Annotated in this window: 20 protein-coding genes; 16 read left to right on the top strand and 4 right to left on the bottom strand. The window is 42.9% G+C overall.

All coding sequences use genetic code 11. The features are described from left to right. Positions 1-5: 5 nt before the first annotated feature. The 9 genes from nirD to HUO09_RS18235 all read left to right on the top strand — a co-directional run bounded on the left by nirD (position 6) and on the right by HUO09_RS18235 (position 7,239). Positions 6-329, top strand: a complete 324-nt coding sequence (gene nirD, locus HUO09_RS18275) for a nitrite reductase small subunit NirD (RefSeq protein ID WP_188234929.1) — start codon at positions 6-8, stop codon at positions 327-329. 134 nt (positions 330-463) lie between these two features. Continuing rightward, positions 464-1,309 carry a formate/nitrite transporter family protein gene (locus HUO09_RS18270; RefSeq protein WP_188234928.1) on the top strand — a complete coding sequence of 282 codons (846 nt, stop codon included), beginning with the start codon at positions 464-466 and terminating at the stop codon, positions 1,307-1,309. Between the two features lie 128 nt (positions 1,310-1,437). Then, a complete protein-coding gene (cobA, locus tag HUO09_RS18265) occupies positions 1,438-2,208 on the top strand; it encodes a uroporphyrinogen-III C-methyltransferase (protein WP_188234927.1) in 771 nt (256 codons plus the stop codon). Between the two features lie 199 nt (positions 2,209-2,407). Further along, complete coding sequence (locus HUO09_RS18260) at positions 2,408-2,560, top strand: hypothetical protein (protein ID WP_167411442.1); 153 nt, start codon at positions 2,408-2,410, stop codon at positions 2,558-2,560. Between the two features lie 275 nt (positions 2,561-2,835). Further along, a complete protein-coding gene (locus HUO09_RS18255) occupies positions 2,836-3,258 on the top strand; it encodes a hypothetical protein (RefSeq protein WP_188234926.1) in 423 nt (140 codons plus the stop codon). A gap of 180 nt (positions 3,259-3,438) precedes the next feature. Further along, complete coding sequence (locus HUO09_RS18250) at positions 3,439-4,191, top strand: SDR family oxidoreductase (protein WP_188234925.1); 753 nt, start codon at positions 3,439-3,441, stop codon at positions 4,189-4,191. A gap of 392 nt (positions 4,192-4,583) precedes the next feature. After that, positions 4,584-6,143 (top strand): AbgT family transporter, encoded by a 1,560-nt coding sequence (locus HUO09_RS18245; protein WP_188234924.1) that lies wholly within the window; start codon positions 4,584-4,586, stop codon positions 6,141-6,143. 405 nt (positions 6,144-6,548) lie between these two features. Further along, entirely contained in the window at positions 6,549-6,761 is a 213-nt protein-coding gene (locus HUO09_RS18240; protein WP_042483411.1) for a cold-shock protein, read from the top strand. A gap of 274 nt (positions 6,762-7,035) precedes the next feature. Continuing rightward, a complete protein-coding gene (locus HUO09_RS18235) occupies positions 7,036-7,239 on the top strand; it encodes a hypothetical protein (protein ID WP_102942210.1) in 204 nt (67 codons plus the stop codon). A gap of 123 nt (positions 7,240-7,362) precedes the next feature. Here the strand turns inward: HUO09_RS18235 and HUO09_RS18230 are convergent, their stop codons facing one another. After that, entirely contained in the window at positions 7,363-8,253 is an 891-nt protein-coding gene (locus tag HUO09_RS18230) for a LysR family transcriptional regulator (protein WP_223159493.1), read from the bottom strand. 144 nt (positions 8,254-8,397) lie between these two features. Here HUO09_RS18230 and HUO09_RS18225 point away from each other — a divergent pair, with 144 nt between their 5' ends. The 4 genes from HUO09_RS18225 (at position 8,398) to HUO09_RS18210 (ending at position 10,737) form a co-directional block, all read left to right on the top strand. Then, on the top strand, positions 8,398-8,817 hold the full coding sequence (locus HUO09_RS18225) for a rhodanese-like domain-containing protein (protein ID WP_188234923.1): 420 nt from the start codon (positions 8,398-8,400) through the stop codon (positions 8,815-8,817). A 57-nt stretch (positions 8,818-8,874) separates the two neighbouring features. Next, a complete protein-coding gene (locus HUO09_RS18220; RefSeq protein ID WP_188234922.1) occupies positions 8,875-9,321 on the top strand; it encodes a GNAT family N-acetyltransferase in 447 nt (148 codons plus the stop codon). A 98-nt stretch (positions 9,322-9,419) separates the two neighbouring features. Then, positions 9,420-10,016 carry a glutathione S-transferase family protein gene (locus HUO09_RS18215; RefSeq protein WP_167411139.1) on the top strand — a complete coding sequence of 199 codons (597 nt, stop codon included), beginning with the start codon at positions 9,420-9,422 and terminating at the stop codon, positions 10,014-10,016. A gap of 175 nt (positions 10,017-10,191) precedes the next feature. Beyond that, entirely contained in the window at positions 10,192-10,737 is a 546-nt protein-coding gene (locus tag HUO09_RS18210) for a GNAT family N-acetyltransferase (protein ID WP_167411138.1), read from the top strand. 81 nt (positions 10,738-10,818) lie between these two features. On the opposite strand, the gene HUO09_RS18205 is transcribed toward HUO09_RS18210, so the two are convergent. Further along, a complete protein-coding gene (locus HUO09_RS18205; RefSeq protein WP_188234921.1) occupies positions 10,819-12,141 on the bottom strand; it encodes a YjiH family protein in 1,323 nt (440 codons plus the stop codon). Between the two features lie 149 nt (positions 12,142-12,290). Further along, complete coding sequence (hutG, locus tag HUO09_RS18200; protein WP_188234920.1) at positions 12,291-13,103, bottom strand: N-formylglutamate deformylase; 813 nt, start codon at positions 13,101-13,103, stop codon at positions 12,291-12,293. A gap of 243 nt (positions 13,104-13,346) precedes the next feature. On the opposite strand from hutG, the gene HUO09_RS18195 reads away from it, so the two are divergent. Both HUO09_RS18195 and HUO09_RS18190 read left to right on the top strand, forming a co-directional pair. Further along, positions 13,347-14,732: a formimidoylglutamate deiminase gene (locus tag HUO09_RS18195; protein WP_188234919.1), complete on the top strand. Its 1,386-nt coding sequence runs from the start codon at positions 13,347-13,349 to the stop codon at positions 14,730-14,732. Continuing rightward, a complete protein-coding gene (locus tag HUO09_RS18190) occupies positions 14,725-15,339 on the top strand; it encodes a HutD family protein (RefSeq protein WP_188234918.1) in 615 nt (204 codons plus the stop codon). The genes HUO09_RS18195 and HUO09_RS18190 overlap by 8 nt, the downstream gene beginning before the upstream one ends. Positions 15,340-15,375: 36 nt before the next feature. On the opposite strand, the gene HUO09_RS18185 is transcribed toward HUO09_RS18190, so the two are convergent. After that, entirely contained in the window at positions 15,376-16,050 is a 675-nt protein-coding gene (locus HUO09_RS18185; RefSeq protein WP_188234976.1) for a fructose-6-phosphate aldolase, read from the bottom strand. A gap of 175 nt (positions 16,051-16,225) precedes the next feature. Here HUO09_RS18185 and HUO09_RS18180 point away from each other — a divergent pair, with 175 nt between their 5' ends. Beyond that, on the top strand, positions 16,226-17,125 hold the full coding sequence (locus HUO09_RS18180) for a glycyl-radical enzyme activating protein (RefSeq protein WP_188234917.1): 900 nt from the start codon (positions 16,226-16,228) through the stop codon (positions 17,123-17,125). The last annotated feature ends 1 nt before the right edge of the window (position 17,126 follow it).

The following is a 17,126-nucleotide window of genomic DNA, read 5'->3' as shown; positions in this document are numbered from 1 at the left end:
TAGATATGTCATTTGAAAAAATTTGCCAAATCAGCGACATCGTTCCGGGCACAGGCGTTTGTGCGCTGGTGAACGGTGAGCAGGTTGCAGTATTTCGTCCTACTGATGCTGAAGAAGTGTTTGCTATCAGCAATACCGATCCGTTTTACCAATCGAACGTGCTGTCTCGTGGTTTGATTTGTGAACACAAAGGTGAACTTTGGGTTGCAAGCCCACTGAAGAAACAACGCTTCAACTTGGCGACAGGTGTGTGCATGGAAGATGAAGATTTTAGCGTGAAGTCTTATCGAGCGCGAGTCACCAAAGGCGAAGTTGAAATCGCAGCCTAACTGATTGATGCCCCTCTCAATGGGAGGGGCAGATTCAATAGGCAAAGGCTTTAGTCGGGAATCCGTTTGAAAGCCTTTCTCTATTTAATCTTCCGTTTTACACATTTTTATATTTTCAATTTTAGGAGATCCACATGTCTGCATTAAAACCTGTAGAGTTTGTCCAAACCATGATCGACATTGGTGAGGCAAAAGTAAAAACCAGCACTCGTGATCTAGTATTGCGCGGTATGATGGCTGGTGTGATTCTGTCGTTAGCCGTAGTCGTGGCGATTACGACTATTGTTCAAACAGGCATAGGCGTTGTTGGCGCACTCGTGTTCCCTGTAGGCTTCTGTATTCTGAGCCTAATGGGCTATGACCTAGTTACAGGCGTGTTTGGTATTGCACCACTGGCTAAATTTGAAAACCGCCCTGGCATCACTTGGGGTCGCGTTCTTCGTTGTTGGGGTCTGGTTGGTTTCGGTAACCTTGTTGGCTCATTGATTGTGGCTGGTTTGATCGCTCTCTCTTTAACTATGAACTTTAGCGTAGAGCCAAATGCCGTTGGTCAAAAATTCATTGCTGTTGCAACTGCACGTACAGTAGGTTTTGAAAACCTAGGTGCTGACGGTTGGATTACCTGTTTTGTGCGCGGCATCCTTTGTAACCTAATGGTGTGTCTAGGTGTTATCGGTAATATGAGCTCTCGCTCTGTTGCTGGCAAAATCGCAGCTATGTGGTTACCAATCTTCATCTTCTTCGCATTGGTATTTGAACACGCAGTAGTAAACATGTTCCTGTTCCCACTAGGTATGATGCTAGGTGCGGATTTCGGCGTGGCAACTTGGTTGAACTTCAACCTAATCCCAACCATTCTTGGCAACATCGTGGGCGGTCTAGTATTTACTTGTATTCCTCTATACCTAACTCACGCGAAAACAGCGCCAGCGTTAAGTGCAGAAACTGAAGTAAATGCAGAAGTAGCACTAAGCAAATAATGTTTATGGGCTCCGTCATTAAAGTGATGGAGCCCTTTTAATACAGATTTTTGGCTATAAAAAGCAGTGACTTGCATAACCGACGAGTGCTTCTTTTTATATCCAAATTTGAAACGGCAGGCGTTGCTATGAATACAGATATCACTGTGAACAACCTTGATTTAAAAACGGGTTTTGTCTCTCTTGTCGGTGCAGGTCCGGGTGACCCAGATTTGTTGACCATGAAAGGGTATCGAGTCATTCAACAAGCAGAGGTCGTCGTGTATGACCGTTTGGTATCAGAGCAAATTCTAGCCTTAGCCGATGAAAGTGCAGAGCTAATCTATGTTGGCAAAAAGCTCGACTATCACTGTGTACCTCAAGATCAAATCAATCAAATTCTGGTGCAGAAAGCGCAAGAGGGTAAGCGTGTTGTGCGTTTAAAAGGCGGTGACTCGTTTATCTTTGGTCGTGGGGGGGAAGAGCTAGAAGAGTTGGCCGAATATGGCATTGCCTATGAGGTGGTTCCGGGCATTACCGCTGCGGCTGGCGCAACGGCGTATGCAGGTATTCCGCTCACCCATAGAGACCATGCTCAAAGCGTTCAGTTTATTACCGGCCATGTGCAAAAAGACGGTCGTGAAATTGAATGGCAATCTCTGGCGCAATCAAACAACACACTCGTGTTTTACATGGGTTTAAAGCAAAGCGGTCACATCATGGATAACCTCATTAGCCATGGTTTAGATCCTCAGATCTCATGCGCCATTATTGAAAATGGGACACGACCTGAGCAACGTGTATTTCAGGGAAAACTGAATCAATTATCAAAGTTGGCAGAGCAGGCGCAAAGCCCAGCACTGATTGTGGTGGGTAGCGTTACAGAGCTGCACAATAAATTGGATTGGTTCAACAAGTAAAGGGCATCAAGGGAGGCGCAAATCTCATTGCCCTACTTTAATAGTGTGAACTTCATCCTTAACACGGCCTTTTGTCCTACATATTACAGACAGGCGTTTATGTAACATGCGGCTTAGATAAAATCTTCAGGCAGAGAGCTATTGATCGCTAGTTTCGCGAAGGAGCCGTGTTAGTACTGAAGTAGAGTAAGGAGCAGTTATGACAGGTTTTCGTGTGAATAAAAGCAAAGCATCTCTAATCAAAGTTGTTTTAGCCTTTGTGTTCATTGTTGGGGCGTTAATAGCAGCAGAAGCGATTGCCAATTCAGAGAGTGAAAAGCAGCTAGAATCCCACACTAACGCTTTCGAATAGGGGCAGATTGTCCCTTTCACAATACTTAATCTTTTTAGCAATAATCTCTCTATCAATATTCACCTATAGGCAAATATTTCACCAACTTCAGTTCTACCATTTGGCGCTCAGCCTATACCGAGTTTCTCTATCAAACAGAACGAAGTGTTGTATGTTGATGTAATCCACAAGTCTGATGAAAAAAATGATAAATATTCATTGAGATAATGGTTTTTGTACAAATTTGTGCTTCTATTATTTCTTATTAATAAGATTGGATATCAACGGTAAATGTGATGAACACAAGGATAGGTGCTTCGTTAATCTCTTTGCTCTGTATTTTCTTTGTAGGTTGTGGTGATGAAGACAAATACGCAGGGTGGGGGGACACTCTCTCATCAAACAATATCAATGCGTTCACCAAACAGCATCCTTCCAGCGGCGGAATAATGAATGATTTGACGCGAACAAAGTTGAAAATGGCAGAGCTAAAGCACTCTGGTCTTGAAACGGATAAGTCGATCGCGCAGATAAAGCAAACCTTCTTAGATTTTAACTATGTTGTATTGGAATTTGATCGTCTTAAAAAGTCAGAAGGCGGCTCACTTGAAGCTAATCAAGCGCTGCTGGATAAGATTTCCGTTGCCCGTTCTGGAATGTCCCACGCTGAACTAACCCAAGCAGTTAATGTAGCAATGAAAGAGTTGGATAAACTGTAGAGCTAACTGCTTAGCAACGAACCGAATCTATACAACCTCCTATGCTGTTGCTTGCTCATCACGTTTATAAACGGTTTTTCTTTAATGGTTTACAGGTATTTCGAGCTTCTCCGTAATTAAGTTACTGTACGTTAAGATAACTATTCACAACTTGAGAAAGTCAGACAACAAGGAAGCAGTATGAATTCACAAAAAGTCGCGATTATCACGGGCGGTGGACGAGGGATTGGGGCAGAAACAGCAAAACTGTTTGCTCGCCAAGGGTATGCGGTGTGTATCAACTACAAATCAAATTCTGAAGCAGCTTTAAATGTCGCAAGAACAATAGAACAACTAGGCGGACAATGTATCACTGTGCAGGCAGACGTTTCTCAAGAGGCTGAAGTTATGCGTCTGTTTGAAACCGTTGATAAAGAGTTGGGTACACTCACGGTTCTCGTTAACAACGCGGGGATTTTGCAAAAGCAGACGCGTCTGGATGAGATGAGTGCTGAGAGAATCAACGCTATCCTTTGTAACAATGTCACCAGCTATTTCCTTTGTTGCCGAGAAGCCGTTAAGCGTATGTCAACGCGACATGGTGGACAGGGGGGAGTGATCGTGAATGTCTCTTCTACCGCAGCTCGTTCTGGCTCACCAAATGAATACATCGATTACGCAGCATCGAAAGGTGCGATAGATACCTTAACAAAAGGCTTATCATTAGAAGTGGCGGCGGAAGGTATTCGCGTTAACTGTGTTCGCCCCGGATTAATTCATACTGACATGCACGCAGATGGCGGAGAGCCTGAGCGTATCGAACGACTGAAGTCTAGAATTCCGCTTCAACGCGGTGGCTTACCGGAAGAGGTAGCAGAAGCGATTTACTGGCTGGCTTCGGAAAAATCATCGTTTTCTACGGGCAACTTTTTAGATCTCGCTGGTGGTTTGTAAGCAGTCGGTGAATTAATGGAATGAGTAAACCTTGTCAGAGTGAATAATGGACTTTTGATTTGGATATCAAATGTTAACAACGTCATAAAATCAGTTAGATAAACGTTATCTATTAATCGTGGAAATATTGGCTTTTGCATGGCTATTTTTTAAAAATTGTCGTGCGGTGTTTCGGTCTGGTTTTGCAATTGTTTTAATTTCCGATCTTGAGTTGTATGTGGTTTGTTGCGCATTGATTGTGTTTCATTGAAATATGTATCCAAGTATTTCTTTTCGTGTAGTGTTTTGTGCTTTTGTTTGGCGGATTTAATAGAATCAAACGTTGATAAATAGGCTGAGATAATAATTTTTAGAAAGCCTTTGGAACCAACATCTTTGATTATGGAGTTACCATGAGTAACCAAGCATTAAATCAAGCGTCATCACCGAAGCCGAGCGGTATGGATCGCTTCCTTAATTTCATTGAACGGGCAGGCAACAAAATCCCTGATCCGGCAATTTTGTTTTTCTGGGCCCTTGTTATTACTTGGGTTGCATCTGCACTTTTATCAAACGTTTCGTTTGACCTTGTAAACCCTAGAACTGGCGAAGCACTAGTAATTAAAAACCTACTAACCGGTGATTCACTAGCGAATTTCCTCGCGAGCATGGTGACAACGTTCACTGGTTTTGCACCTTTAGGCATCGTGTTGGTTGCGATGTTAGGTGTTGGTGTTGCTGACTCTTCTGGCTTTATCACAACTGGTCTGAAGAAAATGCTGAACTTCACTCCAGCGAAACTTCTAACGCCAATGCTGATTCTGGTGGCAATTGTGTCACACACCGCAGCAGATGCCGGTTACGTACTGGTGATTCCTCTAGGTGGTATCATTTTCCACGCAGCAGGTCGTCATCCTCTAGCGGGTATTGCAGCCGCTTTTGCAGGTGTTTCTGGTGGCTTCTCTGCGAACTTTATTCCATCTGGTATCGACCCATTGCTAGCGGGCTTTACTCAGACGGCAGCGCAAGTTCTTGATCCTGAATACGTAGTCAACCCTCTGGCGAATATCATCTTTACTGGCCTTTCTTCTGTGGTTGTTATTGCGATTGGTTGGTATGTAACAGAGAAAATCATTGAACCACGTTTAGCAAACACGCCAATTGATGAAGATGCTGAGAAAGCGCCGGATCTTGCGTCTTTCACTGAACTAGAATCCAAAGCATTCCGATATGCAGGTTGGGCAATGTTGGCTGGTATTGGACTTCTTGTCGCAGCGTTAATGCCAGAGAATTCAGCACTGCGTTCTCCGGATGGTCAAATTACCGCATTCTCTGCACCGATCATGAAGTCTATCGTTCCGTTGATCTTTATCCTGTTTATCATTCCGGGTTATGTATACGGTCGAGTTTCTGGCACATTTAAAACCAGTAATGACATCATTAAAGCGATGGCAACCACCATGTCTACGATGGGTGCATACATAGTAATGTCGTTCTTCTGTGCTCAGTTCCTGTCGGTTTTTGCGCAATCAAACATCGGTACTATGTTGGCGCTATACGGCGCTGAAGGTCTAAAAGCCATGAACCTGCCGGGCGAAGCGACCATCGTGGGTATGATTTTGCTAACCGCTTCAGTCAACTTGATTATTGGCTCTGCATCTGCGAAATGGGCATTGATTGGCCCAATCTTAGTTCCAATGCTGATGGCTGTGGGCATCTCACCTGAGCTTTCTCAAGCGGCTTACCGTGTGGGTGATTCAGTGTCTAATATCATTTCACCTCTGATGGTGTTCTTCCCACTGGTAGTGGTTTACTGTCAACGTTACGTGAAATCTACGGGTATCGGTACTCTGGCTTCATTAATGATGCCGTTCTCAATCGCAATGTTGATTGGGTGGACAATCTTCCTACTTGCATATTGGGCTGTGGGTATTCCTCTGGGAATTCAAGCGCCATACGAATACGTAATGTAGCCATGCCGAATAACGAAAAGCCTGCCAAATATTGTGCAGGTTTTTTTGTTTTTACGGGGAGAGTATAACGTCAGAACAATGGTGTTGAATATGTGCAGGTTATGACGAACTTTGCCTGAAAATAAAAGGAATTATTGCATGAGTAATCACTCAAAATATTGCATAATTTATTGTTCTTTAATCTGCAAAAATCAAAATATTATGAAATATTTATATCTATTTGAACTAATCGGTGTATAGTGCTCGCAGCTCTTAAACGTGAGCTATTTATGAAATGTTTAGTTCAAGTCTCTTCTCAGTTTTCTTTCGATCGATTTCGTTATACTACTCCTGCGGCAACTTATTCTTCATCTTCCATCAAATAGCCTCGATTTTGGATTTTATGATGATTAACGAGGTATTATTATGTCTAATAAAGCAACAGGTTCAGTAAAGTGGTTTAACGAAACTAAAGGTTTTGGTTTCATTTCTCAAGACAATGGCGGTCCAGATCTATTTGTTCACTTTAATTCTATCGTTTCAGAAGGTTTTAAAACCTTAGCTGAAGGCCAGAAAGTAACATTTAGCGTTGAGCAGGGTGCGAAAGGCGCTCAAGCGACAAACGTTCTAACTGCTTAAGCGAACTATTGAAAAAATAAGCACAGCGGGCTTATTTAAATAGAAAAAATATAAGTGGGATAAAAATATTTACATATGTTTTTATCCTAAATTCACATTAGTGGATATCCTATTTTTTAATGACCTGAATAGTCTGTTTAATTGATATTTTAAGATTTATTTTAGTTACGTGTAGCTATGATTGTTATTTTTCCTGAGTCTTTCTTTTTACTCATAAAATACAAATCTCAAATGGAATATCTTTTAAAAATGCTTTTCAGCACAGGAATATTGAATGAGAAAAAGACGAGATAAAGTTGCAAAGAAAGCTTGGAAAAGTGGCTATGAAGCAAAGTTTGAGCAAATGGTAGGTGAATACCATAGTGCAAAAGAGACTCTTGAAACGATGACGGCTGGTTCCGATGAATTCAAGGCGCAGGAAAAACTTTGCGAATCTCTATTCGCTAGTGCAGAACGTTTCTTTAAGCAACACCAGTAATTCCAAATTGATTTGCCACAGTCTCGCTTGATCTTGTGGCTTTCCTTGCGTCCATCTAGTTAATCTCAATAAGATATTTCTGTTCTTTTCGTGCTATGCACAGCGAATTACCTATTTGGATGTTTAAGCTATTTGCCAAATAGCACAGATCTCCTGCATAACCGCCTTGGCAATCGGTGAATGAGCTTTGTTTTTAGGTACAACGAAATTGAGTTCTGCTTCGAAATCTAAGTCGGGAATAACGACTACTTCTTTGTTTTGAGTATGTGCTTGAGCGTCTTCGAATTCATAAAAGCTTAATCCTAACCCACTTTTTACAAGCTCCAAGCGAGTTGCATCATCATCACTGCTTGTAATCGCATTGAATTCATCACCCAGCTTCGATTTTAGAAAATCATCAAACGGGCAGTAGTACCCCATGGTAATCCAGCGTCTTTTTTCTATAGGCACATCTGGGCTGAATCCGTATGGCGCTATCGTCGTAATTCGTTGTGATTTTACTTTTACTGAGACAAAATCGCTCGGCACTTCGCCATACACAAAACCTCCATCTATCTCTTCAGAGCGTATGGCTTCAATCGTTTTCCCTGTAGACATAGGGTGGATTTGCAGTCGAATACCAGGGGCACTGTGCAGCAAATTCTCTATTAGGCGAGGGATCTCAAGCTGTGCTGGCTTTTGATTCAATGCTAAGCGAAATGTACCAACGATTTCATCCTGACTCGATGCAGCAGCGTTTACCAAATCAAACGCAGAATCTAACGTTTTTTGCGCTTTTTTAAGCAACAGTTCGCCTTTTTCGGTCAGGCTCATGCCTTTACTGGTGCGCACAAAAAGTGGAACCTGCAGCTCTTCTTCCAACGCTTTGATGTGTGCGCTGACGGCTGGTGGCGTTGTATATAGTTGCTTAGCCGCTAGGGTTAAGTTGCCTGTCTGAGCCACAACGACAAATGAGCGTAGGTGATAAAATTCCATGTAAGCCAGCACGTCCCAATTCAGTAATCGATGAGCCATTATCGGTTATCAGATGCAAAAGTATATTTGTTTTCTCTTAACGCTTCGTTCAGAAACTACGAATTCTCATCGCTATGCTTGGTTAATACACTGGGTGAGAAACAACATGGTTTTGGTTATACAACGTTAAGGAGAGAAATCATTATGTCTAAATCGAATGTACTTGCCCATCCAGCAGCGAACAGTGAAGCAGCGAATACGTTTTTTGCCAATAAATTGAGTTTCGAAACGGATTGCTCAGATGTTTACGCAGATATCAAAGAGAAAAACAAACAGTTCATTTTGTTAGATGTTCGAAGCGTAGAGGCTTACAACAAAAGCCACGCTATCACCGCACAGAGCATGCCTCACGCCAACATCAATGCGGAGTCTTTCGCGCATTACCCTAAAGACACTACCTTTGTAGTTTATTGTTGGGGACCCGGTTGTAACGGCGCGACTAAAGCGGCTAAGAAAATTTCAGCTTTAGGTTTTGCTGTTAAAGAGATGATTGGCGGCATTCAGTATTGGGAAGATTTCGAACGTTATCCTGTTAATCGCCGATTAGGTGAAGCACAAAGCTAAACGATGCTTTAAGAGAGTACAACTGAAGCTGTGAACAGGTTAACTTGGAGTGAAATAGTGAATCAACAATTAGCTATCCGTAGGAGTGGTGGTGCTGACGCTCACGTTGTTTGGCAACTGATGTGCGATCATGCGTACTATGAAGGCCACGACCTTGTTGAATCTGGCCAGCTTCAGTCTTTACAGAATCAAACATGCCCCGCTGCAATTTGGGTTGTTGAAATCGATAGTCGAGTTGTGGGGTATATGAGCCTAATAAAGCAGTTTTCAACATGGGATATGAAACACTATCTCTACTTGGACTGCCTTTATCTTAGACCTGAAGCCAGAGGCAAAGGCTTAGGCAAAGCGATGTTGATGAAAGCTTCTGAGTTTGCTGAAGAACTTTCTTTATTAGAAATTCAATGGCAGACACCCACATCAAATACCAACGCCATTGGCTTTTATCGCAGGTTGGGAGCTATTGATAAAGAGAAACAAAGATTCTTCTGGAACCCTAATTAATTTAATTCGTCATCCCTGATTGCGACTTTCATTTGAAGCTGTCATTCTGAATTTCATATGTTTGGAATGACAATCAGATAACTCGTTTGGGAGGGAAAATGGAAGTTGTGTTTTATAGTGCCAAGGGTTCTAACAGCGCAGAACGAGTAGAGTGGGCGCTCAATTACAAACAGATCCCTTATCAACGAGTTGATGTTACGCCGGAAGCGATGACATCCAGTTTTCTCAAATTGAATCCCATCGGGTTTGTACCCGCTATTGCTGTAGATGGCTTTGTGCTGTCCGAATCGATGGCGATTATCGAGTATTTAGAAGAGTGTTTTGATGGAAAATCGCTACTAGGAAGCACTCCTCAAGAGAGAGCGAATATTCGACGGGTCTGCGAATACGTCAACTCGACAATTCACTCACCGCAAAACAAAAGCGTACTCCGGTTTTTCCGCCCAGAATTGGATGAAAGCAGTAAAAGAAAACTACGTGGTGAGTGGATCTGCGAGTGTTTAGAAAAGCTTAAGTCTAGCATTTGCATTGAATCAAACTTCGCTGTTGGTGCAAATTTTAGCCTTGCAGATATATTCGTCGCATCGATATACAAAAAAGCACTGCAACACGGCAGCGAAGAGCTAGCGTTTTTCTCTAAACATTTGTCGTGTTTAAGATCCGTCTCAGAAGCCGCGATGTCAGAGCCGAGCTGATGGTGTATCAATTTCGTTGCTAAGTCTTCACGAGATCGTGATTTCGGTTAAAGTTAGCCATAAGAACAGTTTGAAACTTTGCAGATATGATGGGCTTAAGCAGGTGGTACATATTATATATCAGTAGTTTATTGTTCCGGCTTGTCAATGATGCGATACGTTTACAGAGGATGTCATGTTTAGTTTGAATATAGAAAAGGGATTACAGTTGGCGTTGGTTCAGCCTTCATTTTCGCCTCAATATCTCGAAATCGTAAAAAGAGAGCGGGAATATCTAAGTCAGTGGCTAGCTTGGCCTACACATGCCGATAACGAAGAGTTTTTCCTCAGTTTCATTAAACGTTCATTACATGATTATGCGGATGGAAAATCTTTGGTGTGCGCGATGTTCTATGAGGACGAGCTGGTGGGAAACATCAGTTTTAACACCATTAATCATGATATTAAAACTGTCGAAATTGGTTACTGGCTAAGTGAGCAATATCAAGGAAAAGGCATCGTCTCGAAATCGGTTTCCACACTAATCGAAATTGCGTTCAGCGAAATGAATATGCAGAAAGTACAGATTTCAGCCGCAGTAGAAAATGCACCAAGCCGCAATGTATGTGAACGTTTGGGGTTCAACTTGGAAGGCATTATTACTTGCGCGGAAAACCTCAACGGTCGCGTTGTTGACCATGCGGTATATGGCTTAAGCCACAATCATTGGGTTAGCAAGTAAACAGATTGCATTTATCTGTTCGTCTAAAACAAAAATCCCCACAGTGATTACTGCGGGGATTTTTCATTCATCTAACCGCTATTAACTCATCGCAAAATGCTGAATGGTATAAGCAACCGGCGAACTGAGTAGCAGTGTAAGAACCGTACGTTGGAACCAGACCACGACAATTTGTTTTACCGAGATTGGAATTTCAGTCGACAAAATACAAGGTATCGACGCTGAGAAGAACAAGATGGAAGAAATCGAAATCTGACCAATTACAAAGCGTGTAATGAAGTCACTTTTCGCAGCAATCAGAGCCGGTAAAAACATCTCAGCAAGACCAGTAGCCGACGCTTTCGCAACTAGCATTGGATCTGGCATTTGTGCGACCCACGCGAATGGATAGAATAGAATCCCCAACCATTCGAAGACGGGTGTGTATTTGGCAAGTAGTAAGCCGATCAAACCCACAGACATGATTGATGGCAGAATACTCATTGCCATTAACAGACCTTCTTTTAGGTTCCTAATGATGCTACTTACTACTGGTTCAGATTTGTCTGCGATTTGCAGACCTTCGTTTACCGCTTGTTTGATGCGCGGTAAATCACTTGGATTCTCGTCAGAAATCGGCTTTGAATCATCTAAACGTGCTAATGGGCGAAGACGCACTGTGATAGCCGTCACAACGAAAGTGAGTATCAAAGTACTCCAGAAGAACAGGTTCCAGATCTCCATTAGACCCAGTGTTTTCGCAACGATCACCATGAAGGTTGCTGACACCGTCGAAAAACCAGTCGCGATAATAGCGGCTTCTTTTGCTGAGTACTGACCGGATTTGTATACGCGGTTGGTAATCAGAAGGCCAATTGAGTAGCTGCCTACAAAAGAAGCAACAGCATCAATAGCTGATTTGCCCGGTGTTTTGAAAATCGGGCGCATCACAGGTTGAAGCATTACGCCAACCATTTCAAGTAAGCCAAATCCTATTAAAAAAGCTAGAAAGATCGCGCCAACAGGAACAATCAAACCTACAGGCACAACAAGCTTGCCAAATAGAAACGGCAGCATGTCTTTTTCAAACAGCAGTGCAGGGCCGATTGAGAAAAATGCCATCAGTGCGGTAATCACACCGACAACTTTCAGTACAGAAAGTACTTTTTGTGTTGTGTTTGCATTCCAATTTCCCGAGATGAAAGGATAAACGCCGCCACCGATGATGATCAGTAATGCGTAGAGCTCGACTCCTCTAGGAGATCCTGAGCGTAGCCAAGAAACCATGTGGTCGAGTGGAATGGTGGATTTTGCGTTGATTTCGATGGGGACAAAGAAAAAGATGATTCCGATAAGGCTAAACAGTACAAGTTTAAGAGCTGAAGACCATACAGGCTTCGTGAGCACGGATTCGGTTGCTTCCATAGTTACCTTCCTTAGTGAGTTAAACGTTGCACGTAGGCAGTAGCCCCGTGCTCCGTGTTTTTGACTGAACTTTTAATTTTGGCGTTTTATACGCTCTTCTCTCGCCGCTTATCCAAACGGCAAATAGTTAAGTTTATTGCTTTGAACAGTTAAATTTGTGCTTTTAGAACAGCACTTAAAATCGCTTTAAGTTGAGATTTAATTGCGATCGCTTTGTCGGAATCCAGCTCATATTTCCCTTGAGCGAGAGCGTCATTGTTCAAGTATGTGTCCTGAGACATTTCAAGCTGAATGGCGTGAATGTTTTCACTTGGCTTGCCAAATCCACGAGTAATGAACCCGCCTTTGAAACGCCCGTTGAGCACTTGGCTGTAGCGATCAGAAACTGCGCTCATCACTGCATCCACAATGGCAGGGTTGCACGATTCACCTTGATTGGTGCCCCAGTTAAAATCAGGCAATGTACCTTCAAACAACATAGGAACTTGCGCGGCAATGCTGTGAGCATCGAATAAAATTGCGTAGCCGTGAATGGATTTAAGACGTGCCAGTTCTTGTTCAATGGTGGAGTGGTATGGGTGCCAAATTTGTTCTATATAACGATCATGTTCACTTTCGCTTGGTGCTTTGCCATCTACAAACACAGGTGTGGAGTCAAAAAGAATTTCAGGAAACAACCCCGTAGTTTTTGTTGCGTATAGAGGCTTGTCATCACTTGGTCGATTTAGGTCAACTACGTAACGGGAATAGTTGGCTGAAATGACACTGGCCCCCAGCTCTTTGACACTCTCATAAAGCTCTGGAATAAACCAATCGGTATCTGGAAGTTTTTTAGCGGCTTGCGTTAAGCCTTGTTCAACTTCTGGAGTCAACCCTAACCCAGAGTGAGGCATACTCACTAACAGTGGGACGCTTCCTTGATGAAATTCGAATGGTGAAGGCACACAATTTGGCTGACTCATTTGACAGATACTCCGTTATCTTTATTAAATGTATATACATTTGTTAATCTAGCTGTCATAAAACGTTGTTGCAAGTAAGAGGTTAATTATTTATTGCGTTTATCTCACTTTTTCTTGCTTGGCTTTTCCTTGTTTTTTATAGGTGAATTGAGTGGGTAAATATAACTTGTATATACATATAAAGCTAAATTACACTTATTTTAAACAGTGCAAGTGGTTACTTTTTTGAACTAGGAATTCACCATGACAGGGACTCATACGCGTCATTATTTTTTTGCTGAGCGAGCTTGGCTTGCTGATGGTTGGCATAACAATGTCTCTTTCGAAGTCATCGATGGAGTGTTTAAACATGTCGAATCGGATACTTCAGCGATTGAGGGTGCAACAAAGCTTATTGGCCCAGTATTGCCGACCTTGGCAAATGTGCATTCGCATGCTTTCCAGCGCGTAATGGCTGGAATGGCAGAAGTGTGTTTGAACCCGAATGATAGCTTTTGGAGCTGGCGTGATCTTATGTACAAAATTGTACAAAAACTTTCGCCAGAGCAAGCCAATGTTATCGCTACTCAGCTTTATATCGACATGCTGAAAGCCGGTTATACCCAAGTGGGGGAATTCCATTACCTACATCATGATGTTGCGGGTAAACACTATGCCAATCGAGCTGAGATGTCTCATCAGTTAATCAATGCGGCGGATCGCTCTGGTATTGGTCTGACTCTACTTCCTGTTTTGTATTCTCATTCTGGTTTTGGCGCTCTGGCTCCGAACGAAGGGCAAGCTCGCTTTATCAACTCATCACACTCTTATCTGGAACTGCAAAGTCAATGTGAGCAAGCCTTAGCGGGTTCTAAGCTGCACAATCTTGGTATCTGTTTCCATTCACTACGTGCGGTCACAGAGCAGCAAATCAAAGAAGTATTGAGCTCATCAGACAGCAACAAAGTGATACACATCCATATTTCCGAACAGCAGAAAGAAGTCAATGACTGTTTGGCATGGAGTGGTCAGCGTCCGGTTGAGTGGTTGCATGAACATGTGGGTTTGAATGAGCGCTGGAATTTAATTCACGCGACACACCTTAATAATTTTGAGCTTAACGCGATTGTAAACAGCAAAGCGGTCGTGGGTTTGTGCCCGACGACAGAAGCAAACTTAGGTGACGGTATTTTCCCTGGGGTTGAGTTCGAGCGTTTGAATGGTCGCTGGAGTATCGGCTCTGACAGTCATGTGAGCCTTTCGATCGTCGAAGAACTGCGTGTTCTGGAATACGGACAACGCCTTCGCGATCAACAGCGCAACCGTCTATATAGAGACGAACAAACAAGTATTGGTGACAACCTGTTTAAACAAGCGTTATCAGGCGGAAACCAGTCATGTGGCGTGGAGCTAGGCTTAGCTGTTGGTCAACGCGCAGACTTTATGGTGCTTGATGATAGCCATCCGTTTATTGGCGCGAGTGAAAGCAAAGATGTGCTGAATCGCTGGCTGTTCGCATGCAGTGAAAATGTGGTGAGAGATGTGTTTGTAGCGGGTAAGCAAGTGATAAGTGAAGGTCGACACGAGCTAGACGTCATGAGCCGTTCCGAGTTCTCTAAAGTGATTAAGAAGGTAATTTACGATGTCTAATCACACTCGCTTGTTTACTGTTATTAATCAGCCCGACTATCTGCGAATGCCGTGGAAAAATGGTTTGGGTGAAACGCTAGAAGTTGCGGTGTGTCGAGAAAACGATGAGGTTCTGTATCGCGTAAGCCAAGCCGCTGTAGTAGAAGATGGCGTTTTCTCTGATTTTTCTGGTTTGCATCGTACGCTTGTTTTACTAAAGGGTAATGGGATGCTTCTGTCCCATAAAAACGCACAAAAAGAATATCAACATAACCTTGAACAAGTGTTGTCTGTTGCGCATTTCGCTGGTGGTGATAGAACTTATGCAAAACTAGCAAATGGGGCGATCGAAGATCTCAACATTATGGTAAGAGAAGGGAAAGCCAATTCTGATGTGAAAACGGTTTTCTCTCCAGCGTCTTTCGATATTCATCGTGATTCGAAGACGCTATTCACCGGTTTCTACGCCAACAGTGAATGTGAGTTGTTGATTCAATCGCAGTCAAAACAGCAAAGTATCGTAATACCAAACCAAGCAACGGTACTGCTGCATCAGAATAGTCAGATTACACTGCAAAAAGGTTGTGGGGTCTTTATCACGATTACTGACAACGAAGCCATTGGCTAACCAATAAGGTCGGCCAATGGCTTCGTTTTCTATTGATTAACTTTCAAATGAAAGTTTATTGCCAAAAGCTTCCTTCCAATCTTTATCGAACTGTTCAACCGCAGGTGCAACCGCCGGATGAGCAAACATTGCAGCGGCAACATCGACAGGAAGTGTGATGGCTTCTATACCCAGCTTCATCACTTCCATCGCCTGCTGAGTATTTTTGAAACTCGCAGCAAGTATCTTTGCTGGCAACTGATTTTGGTCTAAAAGCAGTTGAAGATCGGCAACAACTTCTACGCCATTACCATTCATTGCATCAATACGGTTTACATATGGCGCTAAGTAATCAGCACCGCATAGTGCGGCCAAGAAACCTTGTTGAGCTGAATAAATTGCAGTGGCGAGCACTTGAATCCCCTCTTTTTTCATAAGCTTAATTGCAGTTAAGCCAATTTCCGTTGCTGGAACTTTTACCACCATATCGTAAGGCAATTCGTTAATCTGGCGCGCTTCTTCCAACATCTCTTGTGCTGTCGAACTGACCACCTGAGCATGAAATCGCGGTGTACCACCTAATGCTTGTTGCATGCCTTGTAATGTCTCTCTTAGCCCTTGATTTGATTTGGCCAGAATACTTGGATTGGTGGTAATTCCTTTCAGTGGCAGGCACTGGTTAAAACGTTTTGTCTGTTCGACATCGGCTGTGTCAAGGTAGAGTTCAATCATGATATTTCTCTCTCTGTTCGAGATCTCAGTTTCATCGTTGTCATAACTATAAAGAACGCTACCTATCCAGCCTTTGATTTCGATCAATGTAACTTTCATTTGAAAGTTTGATTATTTCAAATATAGAAAATGTAAAAAACTAGATTATAGAATTTGGTTCTATTAGGTGTAAGGCATGTATTTCAACATTCAACGATTTTCAACCCATGATGGTGATGGCATCCGTTCTATCCTTTTCTTAAAGGGATGTTCGCTTGCTTGCCCTTGGTGCCAGAATCCTGAAAGTCGTAGTGAAAAACGTTCGCTATTGTTTGATCAGAGAATCTGCCTAGAGGATTGCGACATATGCGCCAAATCTTGCCCGGCGATCAGCAAACAAGATGGTGTTATTGCCATCAATAGAGATTTGCTTACCGACGAACATCTGACGGCACTCGACAATATCTGCCCGACGCAAGCACTAACAGTATGTGGGCAAGGAGCAGATGCAGAGTTCCTGTTTAGCGAACTAATGAAAGATAAACCTTTCTATTACCAAAGCGCTGGCGGGGTAACGTTTTCGGGTGGTGAACCTTTGATGCAAGCAGACTTGGTTGCAGATATTGCCGAGAAACTAAAGCAAAACAATGTCTCGACTGCGATTGAATCGTGTATGCATGCACCTTGGAAAAGCGTGCAAAAGGTCGCGCCTTTTATTGATTGCTGGCTAGCCGATGTGAAACACACGGAAGAGGTCAAATTCAATCAATGGGCTAAAGGTTCACTGAAGCGCATCAAGGAAAATTTCCGCAAGTTAGATTCTATCGCCAAGCGCATCGTTATCCGTGTACCTGTTGTGCCGGAGTTCAACGATACAGACCAAGAACTCAAACAAATTATCGACTTTGCGGCTTCTCTAAAAAGCTGCAAAGAACTTCACTTGTTGTCCTATCACACACTAGGAATCAACAAATACCGCTTATTGGATATGCCGTACTTGTGCTCGGATAAACCTCTGAACAACCCGCAGCTTTTAGAGAGAGCTGAACAATACGCGCGTAAACATACTCAACTGAATGTCACTGTGAGAGGCTAAT

This window comes from Vibrio sp. Y2-5 (assembly GCF_014596725.1).
Lineage (GTDB): Bacteria > Pseudomonadota > Gammaproteobacteria > Enterobacterales > Vibrionaceae > Vibrio.
The sequence above is the reverse complement of the archived record's forward strand: the minus strand, read 5'-3'. Positions and strand labels throughout refer to the sequence as shown.